This window comes from Micromonospora inositola, assembly GCF_900090285.1.
Taxonomy (GTDB): Bacteria; Actinomycetota; Actinomycetes; order Mycobacteriales; family Micromonosporaceae; genus Micromonospora; species Micromonospora inositola.
Window position 1 is genome coordinate 4,301,005 of record NZ_LT607754.1, and the last position, 18,446, is coordinate 4,319,450.

Consider the following 18,446-nt stretch of genomic DNA (forward strand, 5'->3'; position numbering starts at 1 on the left):
CCGCGACGTGGGTGCCGTCCGGGCTGACTGCGGACGACATGATCTTGCCGTTGTTGATGACGAGGCGCTCGCCGATCGGGTTGATGTACTGGTCGCCGGACACGACCAGGCCCTGGTCGGTGGTCTGGCCGACCTGATCGGTGCCGAACTGGTGCGTCTGGGCGAAACCGATGCCGGGGCCCGCGACGACGACGACAGCGGCGGTGCCTGCCGCTACAAGGGGCATCCGGTGGCCGATGCGTCGACCGAGAAGGCCGGAATGGTCCTTCCCGACACGCCGACGGCGGCGTGTTACCTGCATTGAGCTATCCCTTCGTGGTGGGGAGCAGTTCGACGTTGCCGTCGAACTGCCAGAGCGGGTTCGGTGCGTCCCCGGTCGGGGTCCGCACCAGGAAGTAGCCGTTCACTTCCTTCGGTCCGTCGCCATCGGCCACGAACCGCCCGTCTGCGGTGACGTCGAGCTGGTAGATGGCCGTCCCTGCGGCCTCGACGTCGGGGAGATGCCAGGAGATGACGCAACGCCAGTCGTTGCCCGGCCCCTGGGCGGCGAGCTTGCCGCCGCCCTTGTTGCACGCCGCCGTGGCCTTCAGCTGCGCTTCGGTGACGTCGGGGCGGTTGAGCTGCCTGGTCTGCATGCGGTAGAGGTGGGCGAATGCCGTGGCGACCGAGCGCTGCACCCTGTCCTGCTCGATCCCGGAGCCCGTGGCCGGGGTCGCCGCGGCGACGACCGCGACCGTCACGGCGACCAGCCCGACGAGCGGCAGGACTCCGGCAGTGACCGCGCGGCGCCCTGAGCCGTCGTAGGTCAGGTTGGTGAAGTCGCGCCGCAGGAAAAGCAGGTAAGCCAGCGCTGTCGCGGTCCCGGCCCACACCAGGCTGACCACGATGCCGATCAGGAGCGGGCCGAGCTGTGCCGGGCTGGTGAACAGACCGTTCCAGGAGATGAAGGCGTAGCCGGGCAGGGCGAGGCGTACGGCGACGGGGAGCGGCAGCATCTGGGCGAGCTGCATCGCGAGCGCGACGAGCGCGGGCAGCAGCAGTCCCATCGGGGACCGCCCCAGCGCGACGGACCCGAGTAGTCCGATCGCGGCGAGGGCCAGGGTCGGGGCGATTACGCAGACCCAGGCGAGCAGGACCTTCCCGGCGGCGTCCGCCGGCGTCAGCAGGTGGCCGTCGAGGCCGACCAGCGGCTGGTTGCCGACCGCCACGACCCCGCCGGCCGCGCTGGAACAGGCCAGCCCGGCCACGAGCAGCAGGATGACGGTGAGGCTGGACAATGCCTTCGCGGCGAAGATCCGGCGAGGCGACCGGACCGTCACGAGCAGGTGGCGCCAGGTGCCGAGCCGGTCCTCGGAGGCGAACACGTCGCCAGCGACCACCGAGGTCAGCAGCGGGAGGGCCCAGGTGCCCGCGAAACCGAGCATCACGAGCGGTCCGGCCCACCCCGTGGCGTGCATCCAGCGACCGAAGAGGGTGTCGACGGGCAGCGAGCTCTGCTGGCTCACGGCGGCGACGAAGAGCGCCGGCGCGATCCAGCAGGCGAGGACCAGCAAGCGGATCCGCCATTGCGAGACCAGCTTGACCAGCTCGAAGCGGTAGCCGCGCGCCACCGAGACGCGGCGGGTACCGGCAGCGTGGGTGTTGGCGATGGCCGCGGTCATCGGATGGCCTCCTGCTGCTCGGTTAGGGCGAGGAACGCAGCCTCGAGCGGCGACATCACGGGTGCGAGCTCGCGCACCGCGATGCCCGCGTGCACGAGCCGCACCACCAGTTCGTCGAGGGCGGGCACCAGCGCGCGCACGACGAGCACCTCGGTGTCGTGCCGTGCCCCGGCGTCGTCGTCGACGTGGATGCCGGCCGTGTCGGCAGCCAGCCGGCGGGTGGCCTGAGGGTCGGAGGTCCGTAGCCGGTAGTCGAGTTCACGGTCCTCGGCGGCCAGCTTGCTCAGTGAGCCGGAGAAGACGACCCGTCCGGTGGCGAGGATGGTGACCTCGGAGCACAGTGCCTCGAGGTCGTCCATGCGGTGGCTTGAGAGCACGACGCTGGTTCCGTCGGTCGCGAGCCGGGTGAGGACACTGTGTACGTGTCTTTTGCCGGCCGGGTCGAGGCCGTTGGAAGGTTCGTCGAGCACGAGCAGCCGGGGCTTGGTGAAGAGGGCGGCGGCGAGCCCGAGCCGCTGACGCATGCCGAGGGAGAAGCCGCTAGCCCGGTCGTCGGCGACGTCGGTGAGCCCGACCTGGTCGAGCACGTCGTCGATCCCCGTTGTCCGCGCGCCGTGGCCGCGGAGAGCGGCCAGGGCGGCGAGGTTCTGCCTGGCGGTGAGCGAGGGGTAGAGGCCGGGACCGTCAACGAAGCCGGCGACTCCGTCGGGAGCGGCGAGCGCCCGCGCGATCGGCGTACCCAATATCTCGAGGTGGCCGCTGTCGGCGACGGCCAGGCCCAGCAGGAGGCCGAGCAATGTCGTCTTGCCGGCGCCGTTTGGCCCGACCAACCCGTGGATCTGCCCTTGGGTCACATCCAGATCGATGCCGTCGAGTGCGACGACGTCGCCGAAAGACTTGGTGATCCCGCGAGCCCGGATTGCGAGGAGTGCGTCCATGAGCCCCTTCTTTCGTAGCCCTAAGCAACCTAGGGACGGCAGACAACGCGGGCAGGGACAGCTGGCTGAACGTTCATGGAACGGGAGACGACCGGGCAGCCCCCGCGCCGATGCCCCGCCGATAGCCGTCGATATTTCGACCGGCACCATCTCGATGGCCGGATCGCAGAGCCCACCGGGCCATCAGACACTTGCGACCGCGAACATCGCCGCCGGTTGGATCGTGATTACGACAAGGCGTCGGCAAGTCCGCGTGCACGGAGTAGCCAGCATCGAACCAGACTTGGACAACGCCTGGACGCACCGAGCCCGTACGAAGTACCGCCCGTGCCCCGCACCCGCCCGGACCGGGTCCTGGCGGACAGGGCTTACACGTCCCGAGCCAACCGCCGCTACCTGCGCCGACGCGGAATCGCCGCGACATCCCAGCCAAGGCCGACCAGGACGCCAACCGGCGCAAACTCGGCTCCAAGGGCGGCCGACCCCCGGCCTTCGACCCGCAGCGGTACAAGCAGCGTCATGCCGTGGGGTGCGGCATCAACCGACTCAAACGCAAGCGCGGCGGTTCGACAAGCTTGCCGTGCGCTACGAGGCCACGGTTCACATCGCCGCGATCAACGAGTGGCTGTGACCGACTTCGACACAGGCCCTGGCCGTACGACGGTCCCGGCGACAGTAGTCGCGACCCTCGCGCCCCCGCCGGGCCTCGCGAGCTCCAATCAGGACGGATGCTATTTCCGGCGGGCGCAGCGTCAGCTCGCGGTCGCCCGACACGCTCACCGGAGGGAGTCCTGGCAGGGCTCACAGCCAGGGTGGTGGGCCCTCGAAGGCGAGGGCGTGCACGTCGAACAGGACTGCCGCCTCCACGCCCAGCGCCGGCCCGCCCTGGCGGGCCGCCCAGGTAAGGAACGGCCCGGGTTCGGGGCCGGCCACGCCCAGGCCGTTGGTCTACTCAGCGTGAGCGGCTAGCGAGGCGATACCGCGCTGCAACGGCTCGCCGGTGACGTCCACGCCGTGCGTGGGGCGCTCGGCGCCGGCGAAGCAGACGTAGCGCACGCCGCCCCAGGGTGGTAGCCCCTCGTCCACCAGTTCTGGGAAGATCCACCGGTTGCCCGCGTCGCGGGCGGCGTCCAGCGTAGCCAGCCCCACCGCCCGGTGGTCGGCCTGGTTGGTCATGCCGCCCACCATGCGGACGGTGAAGGCGCCCGAGACGATGACGTCGGGCCGGTGCCGGCGGATCGCCCGCACGATGTCGCGGCGCAGGTCTGAACCGTACTCGACGACCCCGTCGCGGTGGTCGAGGAACTCCACGACGTCCACGCCGACCTCCCGGGCCCCGGCGCGCTGCTCCTCCTCGCGCAACGGCGCGGCCTGGTCCGGGTGCATGGCGTCGATTCCTGCCTCGCCCCGGGTGGCCAGCAGGTAGGTAACCTGTTTGCCCTGTGCGGTCCAGCGGGCGATCGCCGAGGCCGCGCCGTACTCGATGTCGTCAGGGTGTGCGGCCACCGCAAGGCAGCGCTCCCAGTCCTCCGGCAGTGCCGGTAGAAGCTCATCCACGGTCCACACCGTAGCCGCCTCTCCGCCGATCCGTCACCGCCGTGTCGGCAACGTAGCCATCCGTCGAGCAGGTGATAATGAGGGGGTGGACCCCAGCCGGCTGCACCCGCAGGCGCGGGCGGCGATGCAAGTCCAGCAGCGTGTCCCGCTCACCCGGGCGACCCTGCCGGCGGCACGGCTCAGCATGGTCCGGGCGACTCCGGCCGAGGTGGGCAGCGCACCGGCGATCCGGTCCGTGGTGACTTTCGACGCCGGCGGCGTGCCCGCCCGCCTCTACCGCGACGCCGATCACGACGCAATGCCGGTCGTCCTCTATGCGCACGGCGGCGGCTGGGTGATGGGCAGCGTGGACACCCACGACGGGCTGTGCCGGCACCTGGCGGCCGCGTCGGGCTGGGCCGTGCTCTCCGTGGACTACCGGCTCGCCCCCGAGTATCCGTACCCGGCTGCGGTGGACGACATGACGCGCGCGCTCACCTGGCTGCGCGGGCCCGGGGCGGCTCGGCACGGCCTCGACCCGGGCCGGATAGCGGTGGCCGGTGACTCCGTGGGAGGGCACCTTGCGGCGGTGACCGCTCGGCGCGCCCGGGATGCGGGGATCCGTCTTGCGGGACAGATCCTCATCTGCCCGGTCATCGACCCCGCGGCCGACTATCCGGCCCTGGACGAGTACGGCCTGGACCGGGAGGAGATGCGGTTCTTCTGGGACGCGTTCGCCCCACCCGGCGTGGACCGTACACAGCCGGATCTGGACCCACTGCGGGCCGACCTCACCGGCCTGCCCCCCGCCGTGGTCATCACCGCCGAACTCGACCTGTTGTCCGCCGAGGGTGAACGGTACGCGGCCAGGCTGCTGGCGGCCGGCGTTCCCGTCACCGCAGCCCGGTACCAGGGGCTCATCCACAACTTCCCGCGGAAACTGGCCCTGTTCGACGCCGCCCATGTCGCCCTGGCCCAGTTGGCCGCCGCGCTGAACCGTTGGTGAAAAGGTTCCCAGGATATCTGCGTGATTTGACGTATCGGTGGTCGAGCGTGCTTGACCACTCCAACTCGCAGTCGCGTGCCCTGTCGATCTCTGTCGGCGGGAGTCGGGGGTGGTCGTGGTGACCGCCCGCGTCGAGGGTGCGGAAATCGGCGCTCCGCCATGGGGAGTTGGCTTTCATGTTCCGTTCATTCGGTGCTGGAGTGGGCGCCGCCGTGCGTCCGCCGGGCGGCAGTGGCGGTGGCGGTGGCGGTGTCGGCGGTGGTGGTCGGGTCCGGGCGGTGCGGCCGGCCGCGGGTCAGGCCGACGCCGACGAGGACCACGGCCATGCCCGCGATGACCCGGGCGTCCAACGACTCGCCCAGGACGATCGCGCCCAGGGTCACCGAGACCACCGGCAGCAGGTAGCCGACCGTGGCGGCGCTCGTCGGGCCCTCGTCGGCGATGAGCAGGTAGTTCAGGTAGAACGTGACGCCGGTGCCGAAGACGCCCAACACGACGACGGCGAGCACCGCGACCGCGGTGGGGTCGACCGGCGCCGGGGCCACCGGGAGGGCGAGCGTGGTCAGCCCGGTCGCGGCGAGCAACTGGGCTGCGGAGAGGGCGAACCGGGCGCTTCCCGGCCCGGTGAGATGGCGGGCCATGTAGGCGAAGGCGATGGCGTAGCTGGCGGCCGCGGCGAGCAGCGCCAGGGCGCCCCAACTGGTCAGTCCGCTCTGTTGCCAGGGGGCGAAGATGAGCAACGTGCCGGCGAAGCCGAGCAGGAGGCCGGTCAGGCGCAGCGGGCGCAGGCCGCGGTCCGTACCGAGGGCGAGGCCGATCAGCAGGGACCAGAGCGGCGTGGTGGCGTTGAGCACGCCGGCCACCCCGGAGTCGACGGTCTGCTCGCCGACGCTGAACAGGAAGAACGGCAGGGTGTTGCAGAACAGGGCGGCCACCCCGAGGTGGCCCCAGGTCCGGCGGTCGCGCGGCAGCCGCTGGCCGGCCGAACCGGCCAGCACCAGGAGTACGGCGGCGCCGAGCACGCAGCGGATCACCGTGATCTGCAGCGGGGTCAGGCCACCGGTCAGGGCGATCTTGATCCAGAGGAAGCCCGATCCCCACAGCAGGGCGAGGACGGCCATCCGGATGAGGGTTCGACCTGCGCCGCTCTGCACGTGATCCTCCGTACGGGTGGGGTTGCTCCCTACCGTGTCGCGGCCGGCGGCTGTAAGACAAGCGAAAAGATCTGGAGGCAGCGTTAAGCTGTGCTACATGCTTGATGTGCGGCGCATGCAGTTGCTGCGGACGGTGGTCACCAGCGGTTCGGTCACCGCGGCGGCGCGGGAGCTCGGCTACACCGCCTCCGCCGTCAGCCAGCAGATGGCGGCGCTGGAGAAGGAGGCCGGGATCGCCCTGCTGGAGCGGACCGGCCGGGGGGTCCGGCCCACGGACGCCGGCCGGCTGCTCGCCGAGTACGCCGCCCGGATCGGCAAACACGTCGCCGAGGCGGAAACCGCGCTCGCCGACCTGCGCGCCGGGCGGACCGGGCGGGTCACGTTCTCCTACTTCGCCACCGCCGGAGCCAGCCTCGTCGCCCCCGCCCTCGCCCGGCTGCGCCAGGAACACCCGGGCGTACGGGTCGAGCTCAAGCTGGCCGATCCCGAGGACCCGCTGCCGGAGGTGAAGGAGGGTCGGGCCGACCTGGCCCTGGTGGTCCGGCCGCCGGACCGGCTGCCCACCGACGGCATCCGGTTCGTGCACCTGCTCGACGACGGCTACCGCGCCGTGCTGCCCGCCGGACACCGGCTGGCAGGCAAGCGGGTCCTCGACCTGGCCGACCTCGCCGACGAGCCGTGGGTTGGCAGCGAATGGCCGGGCCCCTGCCTGGACGCCATCCTCGACGCCTGCGACTCGGCCGGCTTCAGCCCACGGACCGTGGTTCAGAGCGAGGACTACGCCACCGCGCAGGGGTTCGTCGCCGCCGGTCTCGGCGTCAGCCTGGTGCCACAGCTGGGGCTGGGTGGCCGCCATCCCGGCGTGGTCGTCCGCAAGGTCCGCAACCCGGTGCCGGTCCGGGCGATCTACGCGGCCGTGCGCGAGTCGTCACCGGTCCAGCCGGCGCTGCGCGGGCTGCTCGACGCGTTGCGCCAGGCGGCGACCGCCGGGCCGACCGACCACTAGGGACAGTTCGGCGCCCGGCGTCACCGTTCAAACCCGGCAACGGACCCGGCCGGCGCGGCCCCCGCTCGCGCGGCGTGGCCGGTCGGCGCGACGGCGGCCACAGACTCGCTGATGTCTCGTGTCAGTCAGTTTCGACACCACCGGCGGGCGTCGGAGACCAAGGCGGCAGGCTGCTTCACCATCCGCGACGTAGGATCGCCTCCTACACGTGTTATGCCGACAGTGTGACCGTGCGGGTCGAGCTCAGGTTCATGCCGGCGAGCTGGCTGTCCAGGGGGTTTGCGGTGAGCGAACGCAACGTCGAGGTCGACGGCGACGAGCCCGATGGCAACGACTACGACGAGCTCTACCGCGACACTGCCGACTCGGGCGGGCCGCCCTGGGACATCGGCGGTCCACAGCCGGCACTCGCGGAGGTGCTCGACGACGGGGTGAAGGGCCCGAAGGTGCTCGACGTCGGCTGCGGCACAGGTGATCTCGCGATCGCCCTCGCCCGCCGCGGCTACGAGGTAACGGCGATCGACATCTCGCGCGTGGCGATCGACATGGCCCGCGCCAAAGCCGCCGGCGAGGGCCTGACGGTGCACTTCGAGGTCCAGGATGCCACGGACCTGTCGTTGCCGTCGGCGCCGTTCGACTCGGTGTTCGACTCCGGTCTGCTGCACAGCCTCAGCCGCCGCGGCGGTGGCGAGGTGGACGATTACCTCGCGCTACTGCCGGGCCTCGCCGCGCCGGGCGCGACCGTCTTCGTACTGGCGGTGTCGCTGGAGGCGGGCCATGGCTGGGGCGTGACCGAGGAGTTGCTGCGGGCGGGGTTCCCCGAGCCGGAGTGGGTCGACACGGAGGTCGAGGAGATCGACGTGGCCGCGGAGACGGGCGGCCGGGAGCTCGTTCTGCTCGGCTTCCTGCTCCGCACGGTCCGAGCCTTCGACACCTAGCCCGACCGGCGACGGCCAAACCGCATGGCCCAAACCGCGCCCGCGGCGAACACTCCACGACCGAACCATGATCGACAAGCGGTGCCAGAACTCACCGACATTGATCATGCGAAGCTGCGGCAGTTGGAGTCGAAACCGACCAACAGGTGGTGCCCGAAGTCGCGAGCAGAATCATCCAGGGGCACTGGTGTCAGCGCCGCTTCCCCACGGCGGAGGATCGCCGCTGCGGGTGGGTGCGCCACCCGCAGCGGCGATGAGAGCCCGCAGCGAGGCTGTTCATCCGGGCAGCCGGCGGTGCTGTGCGATTAGCGCCGCGCCTCGGAGTTGTTTCGCAGCGTGTTCGCCCAGTGACCGGCACCGACCCCGGTCCGCTGCGGTCCGGTGTCGTTCACGGTGGTCGCGTCGGGCTGGCGGGTCTGGCCTGCCGTGAGGCCGAGCCCTTCGGCACCGAGTGGGCGGTCCTGTGCTGAAGCGAAAGGCGAAGAAGGACTCTCCAGAGCTGCCATTTCGGGTGCCTCGGCGGCTGGATTTGGCCAGCGCCGCCAGCGCTGCGCGCTGAGCACGGCGACCAGCATCGCGGCACCGATCAGCAGCGTCGTGCCGGTCCGCACCGGGGTGGCCAGGTCGGCGTGCTGGCCGGCCACCGTCAGCTTGTGGCCGAGGAGCCGCAGCAGCCATGCTGGGCGGGTCAGCATGGCGAGATAACTGCTCGCGTACACGAGGCCGGTCAGCACGGCGCCGAGCGGGGAGAATCGCAGTGTGGCGATGAGCCCGAGCAGGACTCCAGCCGCTGCCAGTAGCAGCGCGGTCCGTACGAAGTCACCCGTGTTGAAGGCGCCGCTGCTCTGCGCCGTGGTGAAAGCCTGGACTGAGCGGTCCTGGCCGATGGCGAGAAGGATCCAGGCTAGCGGACCGATGACGATCGCGGCGATCAAGGTTCCGACATGTCGCATCCGGGCACCGTACCGGCGCGGCACAACGATGAAAACCCCCGGCACGGAGCGTCGTTTCTCGGTCACGTGGGGAATGCGGCGGGGGTAGAGCAGCCCTCGATCCTGCCCACGCTCGATGCGACAGAGCCCGTCGGCGTGGCCGACAAGCCGTACGCCCGGTCTGGTCGCCGCCTTCACCGGCCTGCAGCCGCGGTTATCGGTTGCTGGCGGGACGGCCCGCTCGGGACCCTGCACCAGTCAACGCTGAGGCCTGGCCCAACGGGGGAGCCCGGTCGGAAGCAACTGGCAGCGGTGTACCAGCGTCTCCAGGCAGCGGCGCCGGCGCCAGAACCCGACCGTGTGCTGCGGGTAGAACGTCCAGCCTCGGCGCGCCACTACGGGCTATCGGGCCTGGGCGCCTTCTTCCGTCGCTTCACCTTGTGGCGGATGTCGCTGTCGTGGTGGCTCGTGCTGCTCGTCGGCATGCCTGCGGTGTTCTACGCCGGAGCGGCGATCACGGGCAACCTGGCCGACCCGTTCCCCTTCTCACCGTGGTACGCCGTGGCTGCCGGCCCTGCTGCCGATGCTCTTCATCGGCCCCATCGAGGAGCTTGGCTGGCGGGGCGTGGCGCTGCCGCTGCTCCAGCGGCGGTTCTCGCCGCTGTGGGCCGGGCTTCTGCTCGGCCTGGTGGTGGCGGTCTGGCACACGCCGTCGTTCCTGCTGAGTGGGACAAAGCAGTCCGCGTGGGCGTTCTGGCCGTTCTTCTTCGGCGTCGTGGCGATCGGTGTCGTCCTCACGCCGATGTTCAACGCCGCACGGGGAAGCCTGCTGGTGTCGTTCCTGTTCCACGCGCAGATGAACAACCCGGTCTGGCCCGATGCCCAACCGTGGGACATGTGGCTGTTCGTCGCGACGGCGGTCGTGGTGGCCGTGGTGAACCGCAAGGCCCTGCTCGATCGCGGCGCGGCGGTGACCGCAATCCTCACTCCGGGTGGCGAGCCCGACGACACCGGAACGACGCGGCGCCCGTAGGCTGGTCGCCCGGCAGGGCGGCGTGGGTGCGTTCGTAGAGGTCTTCCATGAATGGCGTCGCCACCTCGAGCGGGCCCCGTTCGACCGAGGCGCGCATGCCCAGCTGGAACACCTGGCTGCTCAGGCGGTAGCCCTGGTCGGTCCGGTCCAGCAGGCGCGCATCGACGAGGTCACCTACGACGCGGTGCAGGGTGCCTTTGGCGAGGCCGGTGCGGCGTGCCAGCTCGGCGAGGCTGACGCCGTGGTCTTCGGCGGTGAACGCGAACAGCACCGACACCGCCTCGCCCAGTACGGACGGGTGTCGACGAGGGATGCCGATCGGTGCTCACGACGGACAGAGCTAACGCCGACGGGCCGTGGTCGGCAGACCACGGCTCGTCGGGATGGGAACGTTCAGACCTTCGCCAGCGGCTCGTCCGAGCGCGGCTCGGGGGACACGTCGGCAAGGGTCTGGTCGCGGGTCTCCTCGTCACGAGCACCGCGAGCACGCTGAGCACCGCAGCGCCCATCACCAGGACGGGTGACGAAGGACTACGGCCGCGGAGCACGTCCACCAGAGCCTCGGCCTTGACGTTGAACGTGGCCACGACCGCCGCGGCAGCCGGCTCGATCTCGTTGATCACCCACGGGTTGACCATGTTGATCGCGAGGATCGTCGGGACCGTGGCTTCGATCAACTTGACCCGCGCCACGTCCACGCCCGTCTTCTCGTCGAGTTCCACCGAGACGCCCTCGGTGTCGGAGATCTCGTAGGTGCTCGGCCGCACCCACACCAGGGCCGCCGTGGCATCCTCGAGATTGTCCACGACCCGTACGGACGGGTCAGTCTCGCTGATGACGTCCTTCAGCGCCTCGGTCTGCACGTCGGCGTTGTTCCCGGTGACAACCTCGACGTACAGCCGGGTCGTGGCGACGTCGGCATCGGCCAGCGGCAGCGTCTTCCGGTCGTTGCGCATGAGCACGATGGACCGGCGGTGTGCCTCGTCGGCCTTCGCCTGCGGTTCGGGAGAGTCGGCGATCTCCTGGGCCCGCACCAGCGCCGGGTCGTCCGCGGCGGCCAGGCCGAGGGTGCCGGGCCAGGTGGAGAACTGGCCGGTCGCCTCGACGATTCCGAATTCCAGGTTGGTGCTGATGTGGTTGCGCGGGTTTGACGTGAAGACGATCGGGATGCCCAGGCGGGCGGCCTCCGCGATCTCCTGGTAGTCGTTGGCGCGGTCGGCCAGGTCGTGCGCGGTGGGATTGTCCGGATGACGAGCGCGCTCGGCCCTGAACCAGGCGACGCCCTGGGTCGCTTGTCCCGCCGGCGTTCCTCGCTGAGATCACGTCACCGGCACTCCGTTGGCGCGGACATCAGCGAGTGGTAGAAGCGCCTGGGGCTCCCGGCGCCGTCAGGGGGAAGCCCGCTGGTGAACCCATTGACACGGCCGTGGTTTGCCCGGAACCATCAGCGACTGTCCACGGCTCCTGCCTTCGTGGGTCACGGTCCTGTTGACAACGATGTCAGGGTGCGGGGTGCGACCTCCGAAGGAGAGTGCATGGCCGAGATCGGCGGTTCGGCACTACGGGTGCAAGCGTCCTGCCGGGTGGCGCCGTGACTGCGTCGACGAGGCCCGCGTGTTTCCGGCGACGTTACCGGCCGGCCGGGGCGAGACGGTCGCACAAGTGGTGCTGTCGACCACCTCGGACGGTGGTGCGCTACACCTGTTCGACATCACCCCCAAAGCGGCCAACGGAGCAGGACAGGCGAGCCAGCAGGTCGTCCCGGCCGATGACGGCGTTGACGCCCACGCCGACGGACGGCTCGCCCGGCCTGAGCGCCGTTAAGCACACTCGCGCTCCATCGCGATCGATCGACCGCAGCAACCCCACCATCTTCTCAGCCCAAACGTTCGACGCACTCGACCGGATCGAGTCGAAAGGCCCCTGCCCCCATGTCGTACCCGCCCCTTGCGCGCCCCTTGTCCGCCCGACTGGTCGCCGCGACAGCTGCGGTCCTGCTGCCGGCGGGACTGCTCGTCGCCGCAGCTCCGGCCAGCGCCGCGCCCGCGCCGCCCGGCAATTTCAGCTCCTCGTTCGAGTCGGCCGACCCGCAGCCCGCCGCGAGCACCGTCGAGGTCGACGCGAGCGGTAAGCCGGTCCAGGCCAACCTGAGCGGCTCGAGCCCCACCGGACTGCCCGGCAGCCTGCTGGGTCTGGTCAACGCGGTGACCGCGAGCGCCGAGAACCCGCCGAACGAAACCGCCGCGAACCTCAAGGACGGCAGCCCCTCCACCAAGTGGCTGGCGTTCAACCCGACCGGCTGGGTGACCTACCAGCTGGCCAAGCCGGCGACGGTGGTGCGGTACGCGCTGACCTCCGCGAACGACGCCCCGACCCGTGACCCCAGGGACTTCACGGTGCAGGGGTCCAACGACGGCAGCACGTGGACCGACCTGAACCGTCAGACAGGGCAGAGCTTCAGCGGGCGGTTCGCCACGAACACCTACAGCTTCACCAACACGACCGCCTACGGCTACTACCGCCTGAACATCTCCGCGAATTCCGGAGACTCGCTCGTCCAGCTCGCCGACTGGGACATCAGCGACGGCTCGAACGCCAAGCCGCCGGCCACCCCGATGGTCAGTGTCGTCGGCACCGGTCCGGTCAGTGGCCACAACATGAAGCCCAGGGCCGGATTCACCGGGCTGGCTTCGCTGCGATACTCGGGCGGCGCCGTGGACGACGGTCGTTCGTACGCGACCAACAAGGTGTTCGAGGTCGACATCCCGGTCGGGCCAAAGACCCGGTTGTCCTACAAGATCTTCCCTGAGTTCACCGGCCAGGACAGCCGGTATCCGTCCACCTACGCGGCCGTCGACCTGCACTTCACCGACGGCAACTACCTCAGCCAGCTTTCGCCGGTGGACCAGCACGGATACCCGCTGACGGCCGCCGGGCAGGGCGCGTCGAAGGTGCTCTACGCCGATCAGTGGAACGCGGTGCAGTCTGAGGTCGGGGCGGTCGCGAACGGCAGGACGATCGACCGCATCCTGCTCGCCTACGACGATCCCGAGGCGGCGGCCTCGACCCGCTTCCAGGGTTGGCTCGACGACATCACCCTGGCGGGCGCTCCGACACCGATCGACGGCTCCAGCCTGAACAATTACGTCGATACCCGGCGCGGGACCAACGCATCGGGCTCTTTCTCGCGCGGCAACAACCTGCCGATTTCGGCGATGCCGAACGGCTTCAACTTCTTCACGCCCGTCACCAACGCCACCTCGAACTCGTGGGAGTACGACTACCAGCGGAACAACAACGCGGCCAATCTGCCCACGCTGCAGGGACTTGCGATCTCGCACGAGCCCAGCCCGTGGATGGGCGATCGCAACCAGATGTCTGTCATGCCGGTGCCGGCCGGCGGATCGCTCACCGGAGCGCCCAGCGGTCGGGCACTCGCCTTCAGCCACGACGACGAGCTCGCGCGGCCGGACTTCTACCAGGTCACACTGCAGAACGGCCTGATCGCGCAGATGTCGCCCACCGACCACGGCGGGATCATGCGATTCACCTTCCCGTCCGGGCAGGCCACCGGAAGCCTCGTCTTCTACAACGGCACGTTCGCCATCGGTACGGACGGCATGTTCAGCGGCTGGGTCGACAACGGAAGCGGCCTGTCGGCCGGTCGCAGCCGGATGTTCGTGTCCGGCACCTTCGACCGGGCGCCGAGGACGTCCGCCGCCACGTCCGCCACCTTCGACACCTCCGAAAACCGGCAGGTCACGCTGCGCATCGCGACGTCATTCATCTCGGTCGACCAGGCACACCGGAATCTCGACCTGGAGGTCACCGGCAACAGCCTCGACCAGGTCCAGGCGGCCGCCACCGCGGCATGGGAGGACCGGCTCGGCCGGATCGACGTTCAGGGTGCGACCGAGACGCAGCTGGTGACGCTGTACTCGAACCTGTACCGGCTGAACCTGTATCCGAACTCGCAGTCGGAGAACACCGGCACCGCCACCGCCCCGCACTGGCAGTACGCGAGCCCGGTGTCGGCGCCGACCGGCACGTCGACCGCCACGCACACCGGCGCGAAGATCGTCGACGGGCAGATCTACGTCAACAACGGGTTCTGGGACACCTACCGCACCGTGTGGCCCGCGTACTCGCTGTTGTACCCCGACATCGCGGCCAGGATCGCCGACGGGTTCGTCCAGCAGTACCGCGACGGCGGGTGGATCGCCCGCTGGTCGTCACCCGGCTACGCCGACCTGATGACCGGCACCAGCGCGGACGTCGCGATGGCCGAGGCCTACCTCAACGGCGTCGAGCTGCCCGACCCGCTCGGCGCGTACGACGCGGCGGTCAAGGACGCGACCGTGGCGTCCGGGCGCAGCGAGGTCGGCCGCAAGGGCATCGAGACCTCGCTGTTCCTCGGCTACACGCCGACCTCCACCGGCGAGTCGGTGTCCTGGGCGCTGGAAGGCTTCATCAACGACTACGGCATCGGCAACATGGGTGCCGCCCTGGCCAAGGACCCGGCCACGCCGAAATCGGAGCGCGACCGGCTCAAGGAGGAGTCAAGGTACTTCCTCCAGCGTGCCCGCAACTACGTCAACCTCTTCGACGCGAACACCAGGTTCTTCCAGGGACGCGACGCCGCCGGCAACTTCCTCGTCAGCAACCCGCTGGACTGGGGTGGCGTCTACACCGAGACCGACGGGTGGAACTACGCATTCACCGCGCAGCAGGACGGCCAGGGGCTGGCCAACCTGTACGGCGGCCGGAAGGCGCTGGAGCAGAAGCTCGACGAGTTCTTCGCCACCCCGGAGAACGCCGACCATCCGGGCGGGTACGGCGGAACGATCCACGAGATGCTCGAGGCGCGTGCGGTGCGCATGGGCCAGCTCGGCATGAGCAACCAGCCGTCGCACCACATCCCCTACATGTACGACTATGCCGGCGCGCCGGCCAGGACGCAGGCGATCGTGCGGGAGATCCTGCAGCGCCTCTACGTCGGCAGCGAGATCGGCCAGGGCTACCTGGGCGACGAGGACAACGGCGAGCTGTCGGCGTGGTACATCCTCAGCTCGCTGGGCATCTATCCGCTGCAGGCCGGCTTGTCCAACTGGGCCATCGGCTCACCGCAGTTCAGCAGGATGACCGTCCACCGGCAGAGCGGCGACATCGTCGTCAACGCGGCGAACAACAGCATCAAGAACGTCTACGTGCAGAGCGTGGAGGTCAACGGAAAGTCGCAGCGCGGGGTGTCCATCGACTCGTCGGTCCTCGCCCGTGGCGGCACCATCGACTTCCAGATGGGCCCGAATCCGTCGTCCTGGGGCACCGGCGCTAACGACGCACCGCCGTCACTGACCAAGGGCGACTCCGTGCCCGAGCCGTTGCAGGACACCACCGGCCCCGGTCTCGGCACCGCCACCGCGAACGGCGGGCAGGACGCCGCCAAGCTGTTCGACGACTCCTCGACCACCCAGCTGACCTTCGCCGCCGGGACGCCGCAGATAACCTGGGTGTTCCGCGGCGGCAAGCAGACGCCGACCTACTACACCCTCACCTCCGGGGCGAGCGCGGGCGATCCGACGGATTGGCGGTTGCAGGGCTCCAACGATGGGATCACCTGGACCACCGTCGATTCCCGCAGCGGCGAGGCGTTCCCGTGGCGCGACCAGACCCGGCCGTTCAGGATCAGCCATCCTGGGCAGTTCGCGCAGTTCCGCCTGGCCGTGACGAAGACGGCCGGCGCCGCGCAGACGAACCTCGCCGAGATCGAGTTGCTCGCCGGCGGCGACGTCCTGCTTGGTGGCGGCGCCGTCGCGGTCACCGCCGCGAGCGGCGTGCACGCCACCTCCGGTGCCGCCGTGTCGGTGGCGCTGGCCACCGTCACCGGGGGCACCGCCACCGGCTACCAGGCCACGATCGACTGGGGTGACGGCTCGCCGGCCACCGCAGGCACCCTGTCCGTGAGCTCGCGCGCCGTATTCGGCGTCAGCGGCTCGCACACCTACGCCAAGCCGGGTTACTACCAGGCCGGCGTCACGGTGACCGACGGCACCAGCCAGAGCGCGGCAACGGTCGGCGTCGACGTGGCCTACGCGCCGAGTTCAAGCCTCGCCGCCGCATTCGACACCGTCTGCATCGGCGACGAAGGCGCCCTCGCGGCGAACTGCGACGCCAAGTCGTGGGCGTACTCGCGTGCGGCCCTCGCGGCGGCCGGCGTGACCCAGGGCCAGCAGCACCAGGTACCCGGAACGGCGCTGCACTTCACGCTGCCGGCGATCCCGGCGGGGCAGCCGGACGACGCGACCGGCAACGGTAGGGCGGTGGTTCTCAACCTTCCGCCCGACGCCAAGAGCATCTCGTTCATCGGCGCCGGCACGCAGGGCGACCAGAGCACCACCGGCACGGCGACGTTCAGCGACGGCAGCACCGCCGGCATCCCGATCCAGATGAGTGACTGGACGCTGGGTGGCAACGCCAACGGCACCCCGTCCTACGGCAACATCGTCGTCGCCAAGGCCGCGTACCGTCTCCTCGGCACGAGCCGGGACAGCGCACAGCCGTTCCTGTTCGCCACCACGCCGTACCAGATCCCGGCCGGCAAGACGCTCATCTCGGTGACCCTGCCGACGCAGACCGGCGACCCCGGCTCGGCGGGCCGGATCCACGTGTTCGCCATCGCCGACGACGGCACGCCGGCCGCCGCGCTGGCGACCACCCCGCCGAAGGACCAGACGGCCACCGCCGGGCAGGCCTTCTCGGCGGATCTCGGCTCGGTGACCGGCGGCGTTCCCGACACGACGGGCTACCACGCGCGCGTGCAATGGGGTGACGGCACGGTTCCGGACGACGTCACGGTCGGCCCGGCCGGTGCGATGAGCGGACAGCACACCTACGCGCAGGAGGGCACGTACACGGTGCACGTCACCGCATGGGACACCCTGTCGAGCAGCACTGAGACCTTCACCGTGACCGTGGCGCGTGGCGGACTCCAGCCGACGATCGCGGTGTCCGCGTCCGGCACCGTCGCCGCCGGTGACACGATCACCGTCAACGGCAGCGGATTCGCCGCCGGCGAGCAGGTGACCGTCAAGCTCGGTACCAGCCCGGCGCGGAGCGTGACGGTCGTGGCGTCCGCCTCGGGAGCGGTACACGCGTCCATCGCGGCGTCCCGTGACACGCGGCCCGGCCGGTACGCCGTCACCGCCGCCGGCGCGTCCTCGCGGACACCGGCGACGGCAACCGTTCAGGTGACCGGGCAGCCGGCAGTGCCGACGTACCAACCGCAGGTGATTGTGTCGACCACCTCCGGACCGCGCGGTACGTCAGTTGTCGTCAACGGCTCTGGGTTCGCGCCGAACGAGGCGGTCACGATCAGCTTCGGTGCCGGCCTCGCCTCCAGCACGGTGCGCGCGAATGGTGACGGCGTCGTCTCCGACGCGACCATCAGCGTTCCAGGGACGGCGAAGCCGGGCTCGACCAGCATCACGCTGGCCGGCGCCGATTCGGCGACCCGGGTCGCGCTGCCCTTCACGATCACCGGCCCGAACTGAGTCGGGGGTAGCAAACCGCCCTGGGCGGGCCGTGATCACGGCCCGCCCAGGGCGGGGCTGATCTGCGTGAGTAAGCCGCCGATGTGGTGGGACAACGCGGGTGGCGTCAGGTCCTGCATCGTCGGCGGCTCATGAGTGCCGGTCTGGGTCGGCGTCGGCTACGGCACCGGCGCAGGACTATCGCGAGATCGCGCGAAGCGTATCAACGACGAAGCGGTGGTCTTCCAGTTGCGGAAGCCCGGAAACGCCGAACCATCCCACCACGCCGGTGGCGCGAACGCGCAGTGGCACCGCACCCCCGGCGGCCGCGTACCTTGAGGCCGGCAGTCCGAACCTCTCCACCAGCGTCACCTGCTTGTCCTGGCAGAGCCGTGCCATGTACAGCGACGAGTGCTCGAACCGCATCACCACCCGTCCCTTGCGACGCAGCCACCCGTCGTTGTCCAGCGTCGAGCCCGGTAGGCCGCAGTGGAACAACTGGCGCCCGGCCCGCCACACCCCGACCGAGATCGGTAGCCGCTGCTCCCTCGCTGCGGCGACGGCCAGCATCCCCAACTCGTACGCGTCCGACTCCGACAGGGCCGGAAGCTCCAGCTCGCCCTCCTCGCGCAGCAACTCCTCCAGCGTCGGCCACGGGTCATGGTCGAGTGGCATACGCACCTCCTCCTCGTCGAGTGGGGGACTGCCCCGGG

Annotated in this window: 16 protein-coding genes and 1 pseudogene; 8 read left to right on the plus strand and 9 right to left on the minus strand. The window is 70.2% G+C overall.

Annotated features, from left to right (window positions below; all coding sequences use genetic code 11):
* Positions 1–7 precede the first annotated feature (7 nt).
* A complete protein-coding gene (locus tag GA0070613_RS33565; RefSeq protein ID WP_231929308.1) occupies positions 8–304 on the plus strand; it encodes a hypothetical protein in 297 nt (98 codons plus the stop codon).
* 1 nt (position 305) lies between these two features.
* Here the strand turns inward: GA0070613_RS33565 and GA0070613_RS20495 are convergent, their stop codons facing one another.
* Both GA0070613_RS20495 and GA0070613_RS20500 read right to left on the minus strand, forming a co-directional pair.
* Positions 306–1,661, minus strand: a complete 1,356-nt coding sequence (locus tag GA0070613_RS20495) for an ABC transporter permease (protein ID WP_089013774.1) — start codon at positions 1,659–1,661, stop codon at positions 306–308.
* The gene (locus tag GA0070613_RS20500) at positions 1,658–2,599 is read right to left on the minus strand and encodes an ABC transporter ATP-binding protein (RefSeq protein WP_089013775.1); all 942 of its coding nucleotides are present in this window, start codon (positions 2,597–2,599) and stop codon (positions 1,658–1,660) included. The genes GA0070613_RS20495 and GA0070613_RS20500 overlap by 4 nt, the downstream gene beginning before the upstream one ends.
* Positions 2,600–2,929: 330 nt before the next feature.
* On the opposite strand from GA0070613_RS20500, the pseudogene GA0070613_RS33570 reads away from it, so the two are divergent.
* A pseudogene (locus tag GA0070613_RS33570) lies at positions 2,930–3,230 on the plus strand (transposase); the annotation flags it as partial.
* A gap of 170 nt (positions 3,231–3,400) precedes the next feature.
* On the opposite strand, the gene GA0070613_RS34020 reads toward GA0070613_RS33570, so the two are convergent.
* Positions 3,401–3,532 carry a hypothetical protein gene (locus tag GA0070613_RS34020; protein ID WP_269459074.1) on the minus strand — a complete coding sequence of 44 codons (132 nt, stop codon included), beginning with the start codon at positions 3,530–3,532 and terminating at the stop codon, positions 3,401–3,403.
* 15 nt (positions 3,533–3,547) lie between these two features.
* Entirely contained in the window at positions 3,548–4,156 is a 609-nt protein-coding gene (locus GA0070613_RS20510; RefSeq protein WP_089016081.1) for a PIG-L deacetylase family protein, read from the minus strand.
* An 85-nt stretch (positions 4,157–4,241) separates the two neighbouring features.
* Here GA0070613_RS20510 and GA0070613_RS20515 point away from each other — a divergent pair, with 85 nt between their 5' ends.
* Positions 4,242–5,141, plus strand: coding sequence for an alpha/beta hydrolase (locus GA0070613_RS20515; protein WP_231929309.1), 900 nt, complete (start codon positions 4,242–4,244; stop codon positions 5,139–5,141).
* Positions 5,142–5,326: 185 nt separating this feature from the next.
* On the opposite strand, the gene GA0070613_RS20520 is transcribed toward GA0070613_RS20515, so the two are convergent.
* Positions 5,327–6,262: a DMT family transporter gene (locus GA0070613_RS20520; protein ID WP_089013776.1), complete on the minus strand. Its 936-nt coding sequence runs from the start codon at positions 6,260–6,262 to the stop codon at positions 5,327–5,329.
* A 130-nt stretch (positions 6,263–6,392) separates the two neighbouring features.
* On the opposite strand from GA0070613_RS20520, the gene GA0070613_RS20525 reads away from it, so the two are divergent.
* Both GA0070613_RS20525 and GA0070613_RS20530 read left to right on the plus strand, forming a co-directional pair.
* Positions 6,393–7,301, plus strand: coding sequence for a LysR family transcriptional regulator (locus GA0070613_RS20525; RefSeq protein WP_089013777.1), 909 nt, complete (start codon positions 6,393–6,395; stop codon positions 7,299–7,301).
* A gap of 230 nt (positions 7,302–7,531) precedes the next feature.
* Positions 7,532–8,239: a class I SAM-dependent methyltransferase gene (locus GA0070613_RS20530; RefSeq protein WP_231929310.1), complete on the plus strand. Its 708-nt coding sequence runs from the start codon at positions 7,532–7,534 to the stop codon at positions 8,237–8,239.
* Between the two features lie 305 nt (positions 8,240–8,544).
* Here GA0070613_RS20530 and GA0070613_RS20535 read toward each other — a convergent pair whose 3' ends face one another.
* Complete coding sequence (locus GA0070613_RS20535) at positions 8,545–9,192, minus strand: hypothetical protein (RefSeq protein WP_157746415.1); 648 nt, start codon at positions 9,190–9,192, stop codon at positions 8,545–8,547.
* A 544-nt stretch (positions 9,193–9,736) separates the two neighbouring features.
* Here GA0070613_RS20535 and GA0070613_RS20540 point away from each other — a divergent pair.
* Entirely contained in the window at positions 9,737–10,204 is a 468-nt protein-coding gene (locus GA0070613_RS20540) for a CPBP family intramembrane glutamic endopeptidase (protein WP_269459061.1), read from the plus strand.
* Here the strand turns inward: GA0070613_RS20540 and GA0070613_RS20545 are convergent.
* Positions 10,155–10,475 (minus strand): helix-turn-helix domain-containing protein, encoded by a 321-nt coding sequence (locus GA0070613_RS20545; RefSeq protein WP_197698934.1) that lies wholly within the window; start codon positions 10,473–10,475, stop codon positions 10,155–10,157. The genes GA0070613_RS20540 and GA0070613_RS20545 overlap by 50 nt on opposite strands.
* Positions 10,375–11,238 (minus strand): glycoside hydrolase family 3 protein, encoded by an 864-nt coding sequence (locus GA0070613_RS33060; protein WP_197698935.1) that lies wholly within the window; start codon positions 11,236–11,238, stop codon positions 10,375–10,377. The genes GA0070613_RS20545 and GA0070613_RS33060 overlap by 101 nt, the downstream gene beginning before the upstream one ends.
* Positions 11,239–11,866: 628 nt before the next feature.
* Here GA0070613_RS33060 and GA0070613_RS32210 point away from each other — a divergent pair.
* A complete protein-coding gene (locus GA0070613_RS32210; protein WP_157746416.1) occupies positions 11,867–12,028 on the plus strand; it encodes a hypothetical protein in 162 nt (53 codons plus the stop codon).
* A 134-nt stretch (positions 12,029–12,162) separates the two neighbouring features.
* A complete protein-coding gene (locus GA0070613_RS20560) occupies positions 12,163–17,754 on the plus strand; it encodes a GH92 family glycosyl hydrolase (RefSeq protein WP_231929311.1) in 5,592 nt (1,863 codons plus the stop codon).
* A 177-nt stretch (positions 17,755–17,931) separates the two neighbouring features.
* On the opposite strand, the gene GA0070613_RS20565 is transcribed toward GA0070613_RS20560, so the two are convergent.
* Positions 17,932–18,408: a heme-degrading domain-containing protein gene (locus tag GA0070613_RS20565; RefSeq protein ID WP_089013784.1), complete on the minus strand. Its 477-nt coding sequence runs from the start codon at positions 18,406–18,408 to the stop codon at positions 17,932–17,934.
* Positions 18,409–18,446: the final 38 nt, after the last annotated feature.